The organism is Bacillus cereus group sp. BcHK124 (assembly GCF_027712065.1).
Classification (GTDB): Bacteria; Bacillota; Bacilli; order Bacillales; family Bacillaceae_G; genus Bacillus_A; species Bacillus_A pacificus.
On sequence record NZ_JAQFPJ010000013.1, the window covers coordinates 92,218 to 109,551 of the forward strand.

Below are 17,334 nucleotides of genomic sequence, written 5' to 3' on the forward strand. Positions count from 1 at the left end.
TAAAAAAAGGAAGATCCAAGTATATACATTACTTAGTTCTTCCTTTTACCCTCTATACACTACCTCGACATAATTAGAATGGTAGTTCTTCATCTGTAATCTCCGGTAGTTCATCCACACCAGCGAATATATCATCCGGTTCTTGAGATGGCCCTCTTGTTTCCTGCTCTTTTGGATCATCTAATACTGTCCAAATGTTATCTTTTTTCATATCTATCCCTCTATCTTCCTTATTTTTCAGTCTCATAAACAACTTCCTCGTAGTCAAAAAAATAATCTTTCAGCTTACGCATAATTTTACGAAACTTCGGTTCAGCTACGACCTTTGTACCCTGGAAAAAACTTTGTTGCCCGACAAAGCGCCATAAGATAACATAGCCTCCTTTTGCTTCCTGTACGCCTTCAATAAATAATGCAATTTCTTGAATGGCTTCCTTTTCATGAATGGCGTTTGGTTTAAAATATTGCATTTTACCATCAGGTAATATGATTTCTGCCTCTAAACAACCTCGCAATTGATTAATTCTCGATCTGGATTCGATTAACATTGCTGATGCAGCATATGACTTCCGGTTTTTTTCCATTCGTTTTTTATGTTCCTCTACTGTTGGTATTAGTCTTAAGTGTCTACAATCGTTTTTCATTTTTTATCTCCTCTACTTTTTAATTTGTTATTTTATAAATCAAAAATAACCCCGCCTGCAAACCTGAAAACAACACAAAAAGGGCTTCTTCAAGTCGATTAAAAATGTGTATAGCAAAATAAGCTATATATACACTAATCGGCTCAAAGAAGCCCTTTCACAATTGAAACAAGACGCAACTTGCTTCTACAACTCAACCACAACACATAAGGTGTGGGAATAAACGGAATCAAATAAACTAACAATATACCTATATATTATATAATATTGTTATACATTTCAAGAAGGTTTTAATTAAAGTTAACGCATTACCAAAAGAATCCTTTTCCCTCAAGATTATGAAGGACGTTAGTCAAATAGTATATGGGTAATGCGTTAAGGCTTAATAAAATACTATCAAGTGTCTTATCAATTTCAATCCAAACACCTACTAAAGGTGTGACTCCCATACAATTCCTTTAGACGTTTAGCACTAGCGATCTCAATTCACGCACCTATATAAGGTGCGACAGTACTTCTTTCAATTTCATAGTATTCTTTAAGATTTCAATCCACACACACCTATATAAGGTGCGACTTTTTGTTTTTTCACCTGTCTCTATATCCGTCACATTTCAATCCACGCACCTATCGCTTTACGCGCATTCCATTGTTCATAAGAGTTTTCTTGTCCTTTTGTTGTAACTGTGATGGCATCACTTTTCATTGATTCATTACCAGATGTATCGACAGCAGATACTACATACTTATATACTGTATTCGCTTGCAAATCTTTGTCCATAAATGAAGTTGTATTAGCAGTACCTATTTCTTTCATGGCCCCTCCAACTTCTCTGTATACAATATAATGGCTCACATCTACATTATCCTCCGATGGACTCCACATTAAATCAATACTACTCGTAGTAGTTCCCATACTGTGTAATCCTTTAGGTTGAGTTGGTGCTTCTGTATCTGGTTTTTCCTCTGTTGTTTTAATAACTAATGCTTCACTTTTCTCAGATATATTTCCTGCAGCATCTACTGCTCTTACTGTATACGTATATTCTGTGTTTGGGTTTAATTTTTTATCAATTACACTTGTACCGACTACAGTATTAATTAGTTCTCCATTACGTAGCACTTGATATTCTTTCACTCCTACATTGTCTGTTGCGGGTTTCCAATTAAGTTCTACACTATTTGAGGTAGTTTTTACTACTTGTAGTCCAGATGGCTGAGCTGGTGCTTCTGTATCTGGTTTTTCATCATTTATTAGATTCACATCGATTACATTATAGAAAGCGTTTACAGTATCAGCTACATCCCAAACAGCTAAAATAACATGGTACCCACTGCGATCAGTTGGTACATTGATTTTATGTGATAAATTATTAGATGCTTTAGAACCATCGTGTTTTACAGTACCAATTGGCTCAAAATCTGCTCTTGTTAAAGGTTTATTTGGATTCCATCCCTTTTTCGTGATGTAATAGTGCCATTGACTTGTTGAATGAGGAGCTGTGTATTTCCAAGTAAAGGTGTTTTCTCCGCCTTTAATCGTATTCTTAAACCATCGATCAGCTGTTTGTTGATCAAGAATCCCACCAAACAGGCCTCCTGCTGAAGCAATTTTCCCGTCTGCTGGTCCACCCTGTGGGAATCCTTTAGGAGCTTCTAAACTTTGTGGTTCATACATTATATTTCCACAATTTGAATTTAGCGCCCCATAATTTTGACTGCATAAAGCTGCACGGCTACCTGGCTTTTCAACAAACCCATGTGCATAGGCATTTTGAGGAATAAGAGTTGTACTCATAATTCCCACTGCTACTGCAGCAGCACTTAATCCTTTTTTATTTGTAGCCATTTTTCTAAACTGCCCTAAAATTTTTTTATTCATACTACTAGTCCCCTCCTATTGAATTTCTTACTATATTAAGAGCATGAATGTAAGTGAAGGCTAAACACGTATAACTAAAATTAACAATTGAATACAAAACCTTATAATTTCATACTCAATTATTCATTTACCTTTATCACATTCAAATAACCCTATAGTTAAATTATCGCATATCAATTTATTAAACTCGCACAAAAATTATGACAGTTATTGGACTTTTTCCTGTAGCTCTCTTTTGTCTTAAAAGTTCTTCTTACTGTAATTTTAGAGCAACAAACATATTTCCTCTTACATTTACCTATAGGAATTTAAGAAATAAATAATTTAAAAGGAAAAATAAAAATATTACACCAATAAATTTCCATTTATTTCTTTTTGTTGGTTTCCCAGCATGTAGTATATAAAAAAACAAGGCAATACATGCCATCGTAAATAAAAAAATTTGATAATAATCCATCATCCGTATTCCCCCTCTATCAAAAAAATAAGAAGCCTCTTTTTGAGAGACTTCTTATTTTTTATACAAACGACATACATAGGTTAAATATACACAATAAGATTAGGATGTTGAACCTTATTGCAGCTTTATTATAGCATATAATCATTTAATTTTGTTTAATAATTCCATATTATACAACTTTATCAACATTTGAGTGTTTATTTACATTATATACAATGCACGATAGAAAACAACAAAATATTTACTTATAGAACCAACGTATATAAAAACCAGCCACCATCTCATTCATAGTTTTGAAAAATTGTCCTCTCCTTCTTTAAGAATACTTTAAACTTCGGATAGATTACCCTATATCGACACCTTATGTATGCAGAATTACATATCAAATCTCATTGAAAATCATTCTCGTTGTAACTATAATGGTTTCAAGGAGTGATATTTTCACTCCGGTTTCAAATCTCACAGTATATTAAAGGAGGAACTAGCATTATGAAAAAAGTTATTTTAGCAGGGGCATTAGGAATTGCAGTACTATCAGGTATGAACTTACCAGGAGCAGAGGCACCTAAAGCGAGTGCGGCAACTACAAATTTAGATATTCAAGAAGTTACAAAATATTACTCTATGAGTTCCTATGAAGTTTCTCAAAAAGAATCATTTAATCTTAATAAAGGGGAAGAGCTTACAGTCTTTGTACAAAATTCAGGGTTCCCAATTTCTTATACAGTCTTTGATGCAGATAATCAAGTAATTGGCACATACAATGCTAATTCACCATACGGTCGCGTCTTCAAAGCACAAAAAGATGGTAATATTTCCGTTCAATTTCAAGCAGGAGTAAATTCTTCTTACATGAAGAAAATGAATTTCACAGCTAAATTTGCAGTATCTAAACTAAACCAACAATAAAAAATTGAACAGCCCTCTTTAAAAGCAAATTAAAAAGGTATATCCCTTGAATGGGATATACCTTTAACTTTAGTGAATTTTATATTGACCAGATAACTGCTCTTGCGCCATACGAACTAAACGTTTTGTAATTTCTCCACCTACTGAACCATTTGCTCTTGCTGTTGAATCCGGTCCAAGTGTAACACCAAACTCCTGAGCAATTTCATATTTCATTTGTTCAATTGCACTTGCTGCAGCTGCTATTAAAATTTCGTTTGAATTATTATTTTCGCGAATTTGCATTTTTTAAACACCTCCGTTGAATTTGGTAATATCATGCTCTATTACCAACAAAATATGCAAAAAAATTATTTAGCCATTATATACCTAAGCTTTCATCCCTCTTTAGAAAATAGTAATCACTTGAAAGGCATGTAAGACATGCCTTTCTTTTTTATGTATAATTTATAGCTTAACTTCAAAAGATAGTTCTTTATGCTTATATTCACCCCACAATATTTTCGAACTTTTCCATAGTATTACTAATTTCAATTTGATTATTAATCACTTCTCTTTGTAATTTTTCAGTCACATTCCTAACAATGGTTACACCATTTGTGATACTCTCTACATTTAAATTTATTTTTTTTATTGCACCATCAACATTACTTGCCAATCTTCTTACCTCTTCTGCTACTACTGCAAATCCACGTCCATGTTCTCCTACTCTTGCCGCTTCAATTGCTGCATTTAAAGATAAAATATTAGTTTGGGAAGAAATTTCCTTAATCATTTGAGCAATTTCACTTACTAAGTTAATCTGTTCTTTTAAAGATTGTAGAGCTTTCATATTTTCCTTAGAATTAATGTCGACTTTACTTCCTAAATCTATAGATAAATTCTTTAAATGTGAAACAACTTCTCTTGTTTGATTTTCACGATTTGTAATATCCGTTGCAATTTTTAGTACAGCATCTACTACCCCTTGTTCATTTTTAATTGGAATATAGGTAGCCTCAAACCAAGTTAAATCGCCTTTTTTACCAACTCTTTGAATTTTCTTTTGAAACTTAATTCCCTTTTTTAAATTCTCCCATAACTGATTATATTCTCTACTATTTATAAAACTATGGGGACAAAATTGTTTATGTACCATGTTCTTCATTTCACTGATTGTATAACCTAAAGCTTGTGCAAAATGATCATTTACCCAAATTACCTCTGTATCTAAATTAAATTCTATCATTGCTAAATTGGATTCCAGTCCAACCAAAATCATTGTTTGATCTAGTACCTGATTGCTTACACTTGATGAAAGATTCATAATAACCTCCATTTATCGTTTACACATATTATAACATTTAATAAATATAATTAATACAATAAAAGGACCTACTTGTATTAACAAGACATAGGTCCTTTTATGATTTAAATGTTAAAAACATAAAAATATTATAAACGAATTTTAATTTACTTTACGCCCACTTGATTCCAAGCATTTTCTACTGCTTTATAGGTTGCACTACCATAGCCATCATAATCAGCTGCGGATTGTAATAAAGCTGTACGAGCTTGTTTAAAATCACTTGTTGGTGTTAAATATGTTGTTAACGCGCGATAATAGATCTTTTCTGCTTTCTCTTTACCAATAGCATTGATTGTCAGATATGCAGCCTTATTCGGAATACCACTATTAATATGTACCCCACCGTTATCGCCTTCTTCAGTTGCAGGAAGGTATTGATAATCCCTCATATGAGAAGGTTGGCCATATTTTTCAGGATTTGATAAACTGCGAAGTGCATCTCCAGAAATACCAGGCGTATATACAGCTTCTCCTAAATCCCAATTTGTTGGATCAACAAAATATCCAAATACATCAGAGAAAGATTCATTTAATGCACCTGATTGATTTACATAACGAAGATCAGCTGAATACTGTGTCACAGCGTGAGTTAATTCATGCGCAACAACATCAAGGGAACCTGAAAGTGGAGAGAATATGCGCCCATCACCATCTCCATAAACCATTTGCTGCCCATTCCAAAATGCATTATTTACATTTACTCCATAATTTACACCAGAGCGAATTGTTTTTCCTTTTCCATCAAAACTGTTACGATTGTGAATATTTTTATAGTAGTCATAGACTTTTCCAGCATTATAATGAGCATCGACCGCAGGTCCTTGATCTTTATTTATCCAAGCATTATCATTATCCAGTAGACGATAGTTAACTGGATAATCTGCATCACTATGATTTACCGTAAATGTTTCAATATAGCCTCCATTCATAGGCTTTGTTGTGTCTTTTAAATAGTATTTTTTCTGTACACTATCAAATGTTGTATTCAGTTCTTTTCGATCCCCTAATACTCCATATCCATATCCTTTTTGAGCGCTATCTGCGTCTGTAACTGCATTATATGAATCTATGATTGATCCATCTTCTGCATTCACATAAATTTGCCAGTTAGCTCCATAAGGTTTAATAAATTGCAGTTGCACTTTAAACGTTAGATAATACTTTCCGTCTTTTTCATATACAACTAAGTCCGCTTTTTCATTTGTAGAATCTAAGTTTTCTTTTACCTGGTCTAATGTGTTTCCATCTACTTTTACTAATGTATCATTTTTTGTAAGTTTAATATGTTTCCAAGCATTTGAAAGCGCTGTTTCTTTTGTAATCTTTGCTTCTGTATCACCTTTTAAACTTTCTGCAGCAGCCGGATGAACATCTCCATTTACTGTTTTTACCTTGCCCTCTTTATCTGTATGAACAATGAATTGTGCACCATCAACAGGCACCTTATTTACAGACCTTGTATAAACATAATGTTTCATACCTAAATCATCCGATTTCACTTCTTTCAGTGTCAGATCCGTTTGTGGATTTACCTTAAATAGTTCTTTATTTTCTTCAAGAAACTCTTTCACTGCTTTTTGAGTTTCTACCTTTTTATCAGATAATTCACCTGAAAGAAATGATGGACTTCCTTGTTCCTCATTCCAATTCTTTTGTTGCACTTCCATTTTATCCATTACTTCTTTTTGGGATGCTTGTTCTTCTGCAAATGCAGTTGAAAAAGGCGCACCTAACATTGTTCCTGCAGCAAGTAATGTAATAACAGTTTTTTTCATACATCTTCCCCCTTCAATATAAGTCAAATAAAAAGTATAATTACAAACTTAAATATACAATTACTTTTAAAATATTTATATAAATATGAATAATTGCATATTTATATAAATAAAGTGGTGTCTATTTCTAAAACAAACTCAGAATATTGGAACTAATGAACGGAAGGTAGATTTCTAAAAAATGAGTTAAAGGTATGTTTTTGAAGACTTCATCTATAAAAAACGCCTGCGATTTCTCTAGGGGTATTTTTATGATTTATTATTGATTGATTCCTTTTCTATCTACTATTTTCTTATAACAGCCATATTTGACTACCTGTCTCACATTTTATGCTCCTATTTGCTAGCTAGGGAGCATTCGAGAACCAAATTTTAATTGTGTCATATTTTTTACATATTAGAATTTCAAGAGGAATTATGTGGATATTAGAATAAATTAAAATAGTATAGAAATAAAATGAAAGGGGCGTTACATCATGGGTTATAAAAAAGTAGTGTGTACTTGAAATTTTAAAAAGTTAAGTAACTTAATTTTTCGTTTTAATAGTTTTTTCAACATATCATATGAGGATGTGAGAAGATGAAGCTTGCACAAAGAATTTTAATTATAGTTGTATTTATTTTATCTCTGTGGAATTTTACTAATGTCAATGATGTGTTTGCCGAAGAAGTTGAATTTTCAGGTGTAACTGCTCCTATCGGGGTAAATGTGCGCGATAATAAAGATTCGACTGGAAATATAATAGATGTTCTTCAAGGAAATCAAACCGTTTACTTCAATGGTTGGGAATATGGAGAGGGTTTAAAAGATTATTGGACTGGAAGTATAGATAATCGCTGGTTTTATTTTTTTAAAAACGGGAAAAAAGCATATGTTGCTTCGGCATTTATAAATGGAAATCCACCTAATTCTACAACAACTATTAAACTAAATGTTCCTAACATTAAACAACAGCAGTCTAATTGGTGTTGGGCAGGTACTTCAGTATCTGTTTTAAACTATTTTGGGCAACCAACTACACAACAGCAATTTGTAGGATATGTAAAGGGAGGCTTATACAATTATCCAGCTACTTCTAGAGAAATACAAAATGGCCTTATTTATTTTGGTTTAACTTCAACAATTAATAGAGGAACTCTTTCTTATGATGAGTTTAGAAGCCAAATTAATAGCAATAAACCAATGATTACACTAATTAATTGGAAAAACGGAGGGAATATTGGTCATTTTCTTGTGTTAGATGGTTATTTTAAAGGTATGAATAATATGAACTATATTACCTATATGGATCCTTGGTATGGAGATCATTATCAACATAACTTTGAATCATTTAAAAATAACGATAGATTTTGGTGGAATGAAACAGTTCAAGGTATTAGTAGAGGATATTAAATGAAAATAAGGAGGAAAATAAGTTTATGAAAAAAATAACGAGAACTATAATTTTAGGCGTATTTTTAAGTATTGCATTAATAAGTATGAATAAAATTGCTCAAGCAACAGATAATTCTAAAGAGTCACCTGAAAAGATAGCACTAAAAGATTATCAAAATAGTAAAAGTGCTCTATTAAAAGACGGCAAGCAACTTTATCAAAATCATAATTTTACGTCTAATTCAACTTTAGAAATATCCACATTTTTTTTCCATGTTTATGAAATACAACAACAAAACATTATAAATAATGACTCCAAAAAGCTATCTGAATATTTATTGCCCACAGATGAAAAATTATGGTTTATTTTAAATAGAAACAATCCAGAGGGATTAATTTTTACAAATGAACAAGAGCCTATACGTATGGGGGGAGAAAAACGTAGTAAAGATTTATATGAAATCTATAGGTCTATACAAACAAATGTAAAACAAATTAAAAAAATTATATATATTGAATTTGAAGGACAAGGGTTATTTATTGTTTCTCACGAAAATGGAGAAGAAGTATATGCCAGTGAGGGGGCTTCTGCTATTTTAGGAGTTCCATCAGCCAAAAAAATTAATTCTGATGAAATCATTTTAAAAATGAAGGAAAGAATTCTCTTATCTCAACAATAAGATTGATGAAGGGACAACAGGGTCTCATTTAGGAAGAAATTTCTTTATTAAAATACTGTTAGTAAAGTAGTTAAAACAGTAGCTGACATAAAAAAAACGAAACCCTTAAAGAAGACTGCAAAAAACTAATTTTACAAAGTATTCTATAGGTTTTCATCAAGTTAAATTTCCTCCTTCATTTCTTTTATGAACATGCTAAAATATTTTTGAAAGCATATCATTATTTATACCCTTCACCAATACGATCACTCATCATACTTCCCCCTTTCTATTGCTTTGTAGCAATGGAAAGGGCTTTTTTTGTGAAGCAGCTTTTACTTTCTTATATGGCATATTGAAGCGATTTTAACTTTTTTCCTTTGTAAAGAACTATTCATACAGATACACCAATTTTATTTTATTGCTTCTCTTGTCTTATAATTTTTCTCCACTCTGAGATGAAAAATTTAATAAATTATTGAAGATTGATAGTTTAAAGCAAATGATTATCAAAAAGAACTGAAGTCAAAATGAACTTCAGTTCTTTTTATTAAATCTTATATTTTTATTTAACTCGACCGTATCCTGCAATATATTTACTCCAATAAGAACTATTTAAACTAGCTTCACCAACTCCAGAATTACTAGCATTATAAAACTTGTTGTTGCCAATATACATACCAACGTGAGTGATACCTGACTTGCCTGAAACTGTTCCTTTAAAGAAAACTAAATCTCCTGGTTGGAGAGCACTTCTAGCGATACGTGTAGTTTTATTATATTGATCTTGTGCTGTACGTGGCAATTTAATCCCTTGTGTCCCATATCCCCATTGCATTAACCCCGAACAATCAAATCCAGTTTTAGGACTATTCCCACCATATTTATATGGTGTGCCTTCATATTTTTTCATGGCTGCATAAATTTTATTAAATTGATTCGTAGTTATTGATTTTGTGGTTGAAGCAGATATTGATTGAATTGTATTTTCATTTTTAGAAATGCTATCAAGTTCATCTGCAGCAGCAAAACTACTACCAGATCCTAGTATAACTCCTATTGTTATTGCACCAACTAAAATTTTCTTCATAAATTTCTCCCCCTATAATCTATTGTAAGATTTTATTCTTATCACCTAATAGATTAATTGTTATATAAAGAGGAGAAAATATAATAAATTAGACAGTATTCTACATATTTTTTACGTTTTGTATTTTTATTAATATTTAATTTTAATGTCTTTGTTTTTTCAATACATTATGAGATTAGATTAATGATTTATGCAATAAAAGTACAAAAAATACATAATGCGAATATTCTAATATCAATTGAGAAATAAAGAGAATTATTTTATATAAAACTTACCTTAACTATAAACTTATTTTGTAAAGCTGATAATCTTATTCTTTTCATTTTATAGCGAAAAAAACCATTAATACCAAAGAAAATTATATGATATCGCTGGTTCTTATGAGTTTAACATTTTGTATGTTTTGTAAAACTCATTTTTCAATTTACAAATATTAAATACGTTCTAAAAGGTGTACCTTTTAATAGCGTACCAGAAATGTTACTTGGAAAATGAATCCGATTATCTTAAAAATCTAAAGCACGTATAACCCCGTTCTGATTTTTAAAACGGGGCTATACTAAATTCATTTAATTTTTGATGTGAACTCTTCATTATACTTAAATATAAAACAATATAGTCGTTTCTGTAGTGTTATTGTATAATCGTACCTGGTTGTTAAAGAAGTTACAATTACTATTGTTTATCTCCCAATGATGCTTTTTTTTAATAAAATTTTTTTATAATTTAATTGATTATTATTTCTTCAGCATATTGTAATTCGGTATTATTCAATTCATAATCTTTAAGCTCTTGCTCAGTAGAAAAATGAATAGATGATTGATAAGTTTTTCTTCCTTCTACTGGTTCAACCACCAAAATACTTTTACTAACATCAGCTTTATTTATTTCCGAAGATTTTATATCAGTCACTTTAAAATCAAAGTAACAGATAATGCTATACAAGTCTAAATTAACCCCAAATACTTTAACATTATCATGTTGATGAAATGACATAGATAAACCACTCTGCCCTAATAACTTCTCAACATCATTAGTACCTGTCAAAGTTAATTCACTGATATTTATATATTCTTTATAGGGTTTTTCTTCAATTAAAGTCCGGTACAACTTTTCAATCAATACTATATCTTCTATTTCAAGTTTTGACTTAGGGATAAAAGTAACCCTCAATCTCCTTTGTAACTCCAAAACTTTTTCCCAAAACTTTATCGTCTCCAAAACAGAGGTTTTCTCTGTTTCTTTAATCGCATATTCATTAAGTTCAGACCCATTAAGTTTAATATCACCTGAAACGAATGCATAATATAATTTTAGTGCTTCAACTGTTTCCTCAACTGTTTTTGTATTTTCAAGATTTAGACTAAAATTGAATTTTAGATGTTTCTCTCTCTCATCTAAAACATAAGAAATACTGAAAGTTTCATTATCAATATTTTTAAATAGTACTTTGTGCATATCAGCAAAAGGTTGTCTTTTGAAAGTAATATCTTTCTTTACTCCTTTTCCTTCAAAAGACAGCTTAAATGGCTCTGGAAAAGGTTGCGGATAAATAGTTATGTCATATTTCCCTATTTCATTTTCTTTGAAAGGATCTTTAATTACTTCATCTATTTTAAACTTATTACCATTTATAGTTATATACTCATTAGCGTCTTTACTAATTGTATATTTACGCTGAGTTCTATATAGAAACTCCAAAACTTCTTTAACATTTGAAGGTTTGAACTCTGCAAATACATCATTGTTTAAATCGAAACTAAGTCCACCAAATTCCATAGATGAACTATTTGATGTTAGTGCAACTACACCTTTCCTATCTTCTATTTCAACATAAACTAAGTCATTAGGAAGTTTCTCGTTTAATGAACCCAATACTTCTTTCGGTATTTTTGTATCCTTTTGATTATTGTTTAATAAAGCTTTGTTAAAATTAGCAAACATTTTTACCAGTCCTCTCTTAATTCATCAAAAACAATTATTTTAGAGAATAATATGTATTGCTCGTAAGTTTCACCAATATTGTTTTGGACGACAAACTCTATAAGTTCACTTCTCTCGCTCTCTTTGCTAACAATAATATGTTTAATGTGCTCAAATTCAAAATTCAACCATAAATCAGGACATTGGGCAATAGCTTGTGAATAAGTAAAATAACTTTTTGGGTTCATCTGCTCTTGACTAATAATTAAAGGTAATTCTGTTTCTACCTGCTCAATATTAGGTATATATCTCCATTCTTTTTCATCATGAAAATTCCTTATAGCTATTTCTCGGTGATTATTTGTTGGCATTTCTCCATCAAGAGGCTTCATATACAATAAATCATGTAACAAATAATTATTATAATCATTGTTTTCATCACTTTTTTCTGGTGAATCATTAATGGCTTTACTAAGAATAATACTAAAATCTTTACGTAAATTTGAGTGTTTATTAATATAATGGATTGGCTGAATTCCCTGTCTTATACCCCACTCTTTACTCAAACCAATCCCATACGAACCGTAATTCACCATATGTGGTACAAGTTTGTTTAAATGAATATCGCAAAAACAGCTCATAGGAAATGCAATTTTTTCCAATTCTTCAATTTCCAAGTAACCTATTTTTTCTTCGTAATATCGAGGTAAAATAGCCTTTTTCAATAAAATATCTTTAAGAAATTCTATTCTATTCATAAACTTAAACAAAACATTTGCACTTTGTAATGGCCTAATATAAGAAGTCTCCTCCTTGGTTTCAGGTTTTTGTTCAAGTTCAATATGTATACTTGTTTCACTCATTCGACTTCATCTCATTTCTATAAAATATTTCATCTTTAATATTAAACCCACTTATTATCATTTTACATAGCAAACAAGAAATAAATACTTTATTATTGTTTCTGCTATATTTAAAGGGCTTTTTTCTAATACAATAAGAAAAACAAAAAGAACTTGTAGAAATCACTACAAGTTCTTTTTGCTTTAAAACGAATACACGGAACACATAAATTATCTCATTATTCATAACGGGGAAACCATATTGATTCCATTATATAACAAATATTAACGTCTAGAGTTTTAATGTTTGAAAATTATGTGAATCAATAAATAAAGATCTGCCCTTCCTCTAAAAATCTCATTTATTGATTTTATATAAACCGTTTTAAATCAACTTTGATACCATAATAAATACGTAAAAATGTATACATGGGTAAGTAAAGAAGAATGTTGCAGTCTTGCAGAAAGATATTTATCTATATTTAAGAATAATATTTATATTTGTAATGTACATATAGTTAAACGTAACTATTAATCATGAGGATATCAAACCGTCTCTACTTCCGTCATCACCTTTTCTTTTTAAAGTATTCCAAATATGAATTAATGTATAATTTCTATATAACAAAGAAAAAAGCACCTACTTTCATAGATACTTTATCGTATATGAGTAATGGGGGCTTTGGCTATTTTAAAAATTCAATTAAGGGTTGCATTTACACCACCATCAAATCAAGAAATTGATTCCTCCTCAAAACAAAAATGAATTAAATTCTCGTATATATTAATTTTATAAATTACATATTGAAAAATTGTATAAAATTAAGGTCTGTTTAAGATATAATTGGAATGAATTTACTACTAGTCTTTTTCTAATCAATGTATAAGGGGGAACTTTGAATGGAACGTTTCAGATTAAAACGTATAAAGGGTTTTATTGATAGTGAGGAAATAGAACTAAAACCTTTAACATTTATAATAGGACAAAATAGCTCTGGAAAAAGTAGTATTATGCGGTTTCCATTAGTACTAAAACAAACATTTCTAGATGACTCTATGGCACCTTTGTTATTATATGGAAAAACAATAGATTATGGAAACTTTGAAGATGTGGTATTTGAGCATGACCGAAATGAATCCATAGAGTTTGAATTAATTATTGATCGTAAAGAACTTAATCGTTTTTCTCCATATGTACGCAACAGGTTTTTAAGGTTTTTTTCTGGTTTAGAAAAATTTAAACTTAATGTTTGTATTTTACAGGACGAATACGGAGTATTAAAAATCAAAAAATTTATCCTTTCCGATATAGATATAAACCATGGTGAAGTATTCTCTTTAAATTTAATAGGAGATTCAGAGTCTTATGAAGTGAAAGGAATAATTCAAACTAGCTTTAAAATCAAAGCAGAAAAGTTTGTATTTGATAAATTCATTCCAGATTTCAAAATATTACCTTTAGATGTTAAAGATGATGACGATGAACAAGTTATGGCTTTCCGCTATTTGTTTATGGAATTAATACGATATCTAAACTTTTATGCAAGTAATATTTTTTATATTGGTCCATTTAGAAAAACCCCTGAACGTTCTTATAGATATAGAGAAAATGCTGTTAACTATGTTGGACATGACGGAGAGTTTGCTCCTGCCATCCTTGGACAGGATATAAGGAAAGGAAAGCAATTAATTAATCAGGTATCAAATTGGCTGAGTAAAAATTTAAACCATAGAATAGATGTCGAAGATTTAATAGGAAGTGAATATGGCGGCAGAACTGATTTATTTCGGCTGATGGTAACGGATGAAATAACTGGTCAAAAAAACAATTTAATCGATGTTGGACACGGCCTATCTCAATTAATTCCTATTGTTGTACAAACTTTTTTACACCAGTCTAAAACATCCTATGATGCCAAGCGTAGTTTAGCAAAATTACATATAATAGAACAACCAGAATTACATTTACATCCCTCTGCTCAAGCTTGCCTAATTGACCTATTTATTGAAGGAACTAGGGAAAATTATGGTTTTAAAAACAAATTTTTAGTTGAGACACACAGTGAACATATGATTATAAGATTGAGAAGATATATAGTAGAAGGAAAAATTAATCCTGAAGAAGTTGCAATTTATTATACAGAAAAATTAAAAAGCAAAAATCATAATATAATAAGAAAATTGAAAATCGATGAATTTGGAAATATATCTAACTGGCCAGAGGGATTTTTTGAAGAAGATTACAATGAAGTCTTAAAACTTAGGAGTTCTTTACATGAGAAACAGGGAGGCAGCAAAATACCATGGTGATAAACCTTCCAAATGAATTAATGTCAAAAATAGGTGATGAAAGAGTAAAACAAATTATAAAGTTCCTTTTTTGTTACTTTGAATCAGGAAAGCATGAATGGTTTATTGATGATAAAGACGATTTAACACTTTTCGAAACAACTGCTTTAGAAAGCTATAGAGACTATATAACAAAACAGGTAGTACAAAATACTCTTTATAAATCAAAACAACATGAAGATAAGACAATAGTTCAGGTATATTCAAGTGTAGAAGAATTAAATACTCTTATTGAAAGCCAAATTGGTACAATTTCAGGAGTACAAGTGTTTAAATATTTAAATGGTCATAGGTATACTGTTATTTTAAATGGGATTAGATATGAGTTAATAACTATAGATACTGTATGGGATTTTCTAGGACAACCATTAAAAATAGTTTTAGAAAATGTAGAATCCGATAGACTTTTTATAGAGAAATGTTTAGAACTTTTAGGAGAAAGCAGATCGAATAAATTATGGATTGAGTTTGTACATGGTGGGGGAAGTGATTTATCAAAAGTTGCCCAAAGTATAAATGGAAAACATAGGACCATTTGTATAATAGATAGTGATATTATTTCTCCTCCTAGTACATATAACACCCCATCAAAAGAAAGATACATTAATAAAATTAAACGTATTTGTGAAAGTCATGGTTATATATTACATATCCTAAATAAGCGAGAAATGGAAAATTACTTACCTGATAAAGCTTTAGAGGAATATCTTGAGCAAGAAAATCGTATTTTAGAACATGTTTATTTTTCCTTTCCTGATCAATGTAAAGATTATTTTGACATGAAAAAGGGGTTAACGCTTCGAAATTGTAAATTACCAATTTGGTGTGATCTCAATATACAAGGAACTGAAGAGGTAGCAGCAACCGTTTCAGGTAAAAGTAGTATTGTAGATGGATTTGGCGAGCAGGTTTGGAAAGCTTTTCACTACGTAAAAAGCCCAGCAGAATTACTATCTAGAGATGATAAGAATGAATTAAAAGAACTAACCAAAAAAATTATTCAATTTGCCTAAATTTACTCTTTATATATCAATCACTATATAAATTTCTGATATATAGTTATGTAAACTGATTATTCATACTAAATCTGAACACCAAAAAGAACTTGTATAAATTGCTACAAGTTCTTTTTCAGTAGTAGTAAAAATTATTTTGGTATTCCTCTCGTCCCCTATTCCATTATATAAAGAAAATACCATTGAAATATTTCCAAAACGAAACCTATTAAAATATTAACTTGAAAAATTAGTTAAAAATTTATTTTTAGTCATAAAATATATAATTGATTTGATATCTAATAATCCTGCCAAATAAACCAACTACTTACAAAACCTTTTTCAAACAATTGAATCTTAATTTATCTAAAACTAATGAACTTTTATAATAGATCAATTTGCTCATCTCTTTTATAAAGGATACTTTTGTTCTTTCATTCTAATTAAATTATAAATTAAATCCCACGAAATTTTATTACACCCCTACGTTTGTAAAGGTATACCTTTACAAACGATGGGTCCATATTCATGAAACATTGAAATATCAAATTTATAAAGGTGATATAAATAATTTTATAAACGTTTATTTTTGTTGAGCACCTTTATAAAGTAACCCTTTTATTTGTTTTTCTACCTGTATGTTTAAAATTCAATGAGAGCAAATTTATAAAATGTTTCTGCAACATTCTCCTCAAGATGATAAGAAATATATTTCTTCAATACCTTCATTGACATGGGCTTTTCATCTTTGAAAGCAATCGTCTAATCCATTAAGAAACTTCAATTCCAGGATGAAATTGCAATCAAACAGCTATATTTCATCCCATGTTTACCAAATAAACCGTTGGTGATTCACGTAATTTACATAAGAAAACAAAAAAGACTATTCCCCTCAAATAAATACAATAATTGCAAAGATACTACAATCAATTTATTACAATATCCATTATCCTTATAGTTGGATTTTGTTTTATAACCATATTTTATAGGTGTTAAATTAAAAGTTCTTTAAGGTTTAAGACCTCTCTTTATTTATAGAAAAGGAATCAGTAAATACCTTGAAGTAATTATTAAAATTCGCTC

Annotated in this window: 14 protein-coding genes and 1 pseudogene; 5 read left to right on the forward strand and 10 right to left on the reverse strand. The window is 30.2% G+C overall.

Going from position 1 to position 17,334, the window contains the following annotated elements; translation table 11 throughout:
* Positions 1-73: 73 nt before the first annotated feature.
* The 3 genes from PDK19_RS18610 to PDK19_RS18620 all read right to left on the reverse strand — a co-directional run bounded on the left by PDK19_RS18610 (position 74) and on the right by PDK19_RS18620 (position 2,526).
* Entirely contained in the window at positions 74-247 is a 174-nt protein-coding gene (locus PDK19_RS18610) for a hypothetical protein (protein WP_154304934.1), read from the reverse strand.
* The gene (locus PDK19_RS18615; RefSeq protein WP_046648621.1) at positions 231-644 is read right to left on the reverse strand and encodes a DUF6018 family natural product bioysynthesis protein; all 414 of its coding nucleotides are present in this window, start codon (positions 642-644) and stop codon (positions 231-233) included. Before PDK19_RS18615 ends, PDK19_RS18610 begins: the two co-directional genes overlap by 17 nt.
* Positions 645-1,251: 607 nt before the next feature.
* Complete coding sequence (locus PDK19_RS18620; RefSeq protein WP_046648619.1) at positions 1,252-2,526, reverse strand: lytic polysaccharide monooxygenase; 1,275 nt, start codon at positions 2,524-2,526, stop codon at positions 1,252-1,254.
* 949 nt (positions 2,527-3,475) lie between these two features.
* On the opposite strand from PDK19_RS18620, the gene PDK19_RS18625 reads away from it, so the two are divergent.
* The gene (locus PDK19_RS18625) at positions 3,476-3,895 is read left to right on the forward strand and encodes a hypothetical protein (RefSeq protein WP_000755782.1); all 420 of its coding nucleotides are present in this window, start codon (positions 3,476-3,478) and stop codon (positions 3,893-3,895) included.
* Between the two features lie 69 nt (positions 3,896-3,964).
* On the opposite strand, the gene PDK19_RS18630 is transcribed toward PDK19_RS18625, so the two are convergent.
* From PDK19_RS18630 to PDK19_RS18640, 4 genes and pseudogenes are all read right to left on the reverse strand, one after another.
* On the reverse strand, positions 3,965-4,180 hold the full coding sequence (locus PDK19_RS18630; protein ID WP_001167047.1) for an alpha/beta-type small acid-soluble spore protein: 216 nt from the start codon (positions 4,178-4,180) through the stop codon (positions 3,965-3,967).
* 202 nt (positions 4,181-4,382) lie between these two features.
* Positions 4,383-4,826, reverse strand: coding sequence for a methyl-accepting chemotaxis protein (locus tag PDK19_RS27485; RefSeq protein ID WP_372586867.1), 444 nt, complete (start codon positions 4,824-4,826; stop codon positions 4,383-4,385).
* Positions 4,809-5,213, reverse strand: a pseudogene (locus PDK19_RS27490) (PAS domain-containing protein); the annotation flags it as partial. The gene PDK19_RS27485 and the pseudogene PDK19_RS27490, both read right to left, overlap by 18 nt.
* 134 nt (positions 5,214-5,347) lie before the next feature.
* Positions 5,348-7,018: a M4 family metallopeptidase gene (locus PDK19_RS18640; protein ID WP_000754399.1), complete on the reverse strand. Its 1,671-nt coding sequence runs from the start codon at positions 7,016-7,018 to the stop codon at positions 5,348-5,350.
* Positions 7,019-7,598: 580 nt separating this feature from the next.
* Between PDK19_RS18640 and PDK19_RS18645 the strand changes: the two genes are divergently transcribed.
* Together PDK19_RS18645 and PDK19_RS18650 are read left to right on the forward strand one after the other, a co-directional pair.
* Positions 7,599-8,411: a papain-like cysteine protease family protein gene (locus tag PDK19_RS18645; RefSeq protein WP_046648613.1), complete on the forward strand. Its 813-nt coding sequence runs from the start codon at positions 7,599-7,601 to the stop codon at positions 8,409-8,411.
* Between the two features lie 26 nt (positions 8,412-8,437).
* A complete protein-coding gene (locus PDK19_RS18650) occupies positions 8,438-9,073 on the forward strand; it encodes a hypothetical protein (protein ID WP_000724525.1) in 636 nt (211 codons plus the stop codon).
* A gap of 544 nt (positions 9,074-9,617) precedes the next feature.
* On the opposite strand, the gene PDK19_RS18655 is transcribed toward PDK19_RS18650, so the two are convergent.
* The 3 genes from PDK19_RS18655 to PDK19_RS18665 all read right to left on the reverse strand — a co-directional run bounded on the left by PDK19_RS18655 (position 9,618) and on the right by PDK19_RS18665 (position 12,928).
* Positions 9,618-10,142 carry a C40 family peptidase gene (locus PDK19_RS18655; protein ID WP_046648611.1) on the reverse strand — a complete coding sequence of 175 codons (525 nt, stop codon included), beginning with the start codon at positions 10,140-10,142 and terminating at the stop codon, positions 9,618-9,620.
* Between the two features lie 726 nt (positions 10,143-10,868).
* Entirely contained in the window at positions 10,869-12,086 is a 1,218-nt protein-coding gene (locus PDK19_RS18660) for an abortive infection system toxin AbiGii family protein (protein WP_046648609.1), read from the reverse strand.
* 2 nt (positions 12,087-12,088) lie between these two features.
* Entirely contained in the window at positions 12,089-12,928 is an 840-nt protein-coding gene (locus tag PDK19_RS18665; protein ID WP_046648607.1) for an abortive infection system antitoxin AbiGi family protein, read from the reverse strand.
* An 879-nt stretch (positions 12,929-13,807) separates the two neighbouring features.
* Here PDK19_RS18665 and PDK19_RS18670 point away from each other — a divergent pair.
* Entirely contained in the window at positions 13,808-15,217 is a 1,410-nt protein-coding gene (locus PDK19_RS18670; RefSeq protein WP_046648605.1) for a DUF3696 domain-containing protein, read from the forward strand.
* Positions 15,211-16,269: a hypothetical protein gene (locus PDK19_RS18675; protein ID WP_046648603.1), complete on the forward strand. Its 1,059-nt coding sequence runs from the start codon at positions 15,211-15,213 to the stop codon at positions 16,267-16,269. The genes PDK19_RS18670 and PDK19_RS18675 overlap by 7 nt, the downstream gene beginning before the upstream one ends.
* Positions 16,270-17,334: the final 1,065 nt, after the last annotated feature.

Bases quoted from the DNA above. Each gene is read 5' to 3' on its own strand.
- PDK19_RS18670 (WP_046648605.1), top strand. From the start codon at position 13,808: ATGGAACGTTTCAGATTAAAACGTATAAAGGGTTTTATTGATAGTGAG.
- PDK19_RS18625 (WP_000755782.1), top strand. From the start codon at position 3,476: ATGAAAAAAGTTATTTTAGCAGGGGCATTAGGAATTGCAGTACTATCA.
- PDK19_RS18675 (WP_046648603.1), top strand. From the start codon at position 15,211: ATGGTGATAAACCTTCCAAATGAATTAATGTCAAAAATAGGTGATGAA.
- PDK19_RS18640 (WP_000754399.1), bottom strand. From the start codon at position 7,018: ATGAAAAAAACTGTTATTACATTACTTGCTGCAGGAACAATGTTAGGT.
- PDK19_RS18630 (WP_001167047.1), bottom strand. From the start codon at position 4,180: ATGCAAATTCGCGAAAATAATAATTCAAACGAAATTTTAATAGCAGCT.
- PDK19_RS18620 (WP_046648619.1), bottom strand. From the start codon at position 2,526: ATGAATAAAAAAATTTTAGGGCAGTTTAGAAAAATGGCTACAAATAAA.
- PDK19_RS18615 (WP_046648621.1), bottom strand. From the start codon at position 644: ATGAAAAACGATTGTAGACACTTAAGACTAATACCAACAGTAGAGGAA.
- PDK19_RS18610 (WP_154304934.1), bottom strand. From the start codon at position 247: ATGAGACTGAAAAATAAGGAAGATAGAGGGATAGATATGAAAAAAGAT.
- PDK19_RS18650 (WP_000724525.1), top strand. From the start codon at position 8,438: ATGAAAAAAATAACGAGAACTATAATTTTAGGCGTATTTTTAAGTATT.
- PDK19_RS18655 (WP_046648611.1), bottom strand. From the start codon at position 10,142: ATGAAGAAAATTTTAGTTGGTGCAATAACAATAGGAGTTATACTAGGA.
- PDK19_RS18660 (WP_046648609.1), bottom strand. From the start codon at position 12,086: ATGTTTGCTAATTTTAACAAAGCTTTATTAAACAATAATCAAAAGGAT.
- PDK19_RS18645 (WP_046648613.1), top strand. From the start codon at position 7,599: ATGAAGCTTGCACAAAGAATTTTAATTATAGTTGTATTTATTTTATCT.
- PDK19_RS18665 (WP_046648607.1), bottom strand. From the start codon at position 12,928: ATGAGTGAAACAAGTATACATATTGAACTTGAACAAAAACCTGAAACC.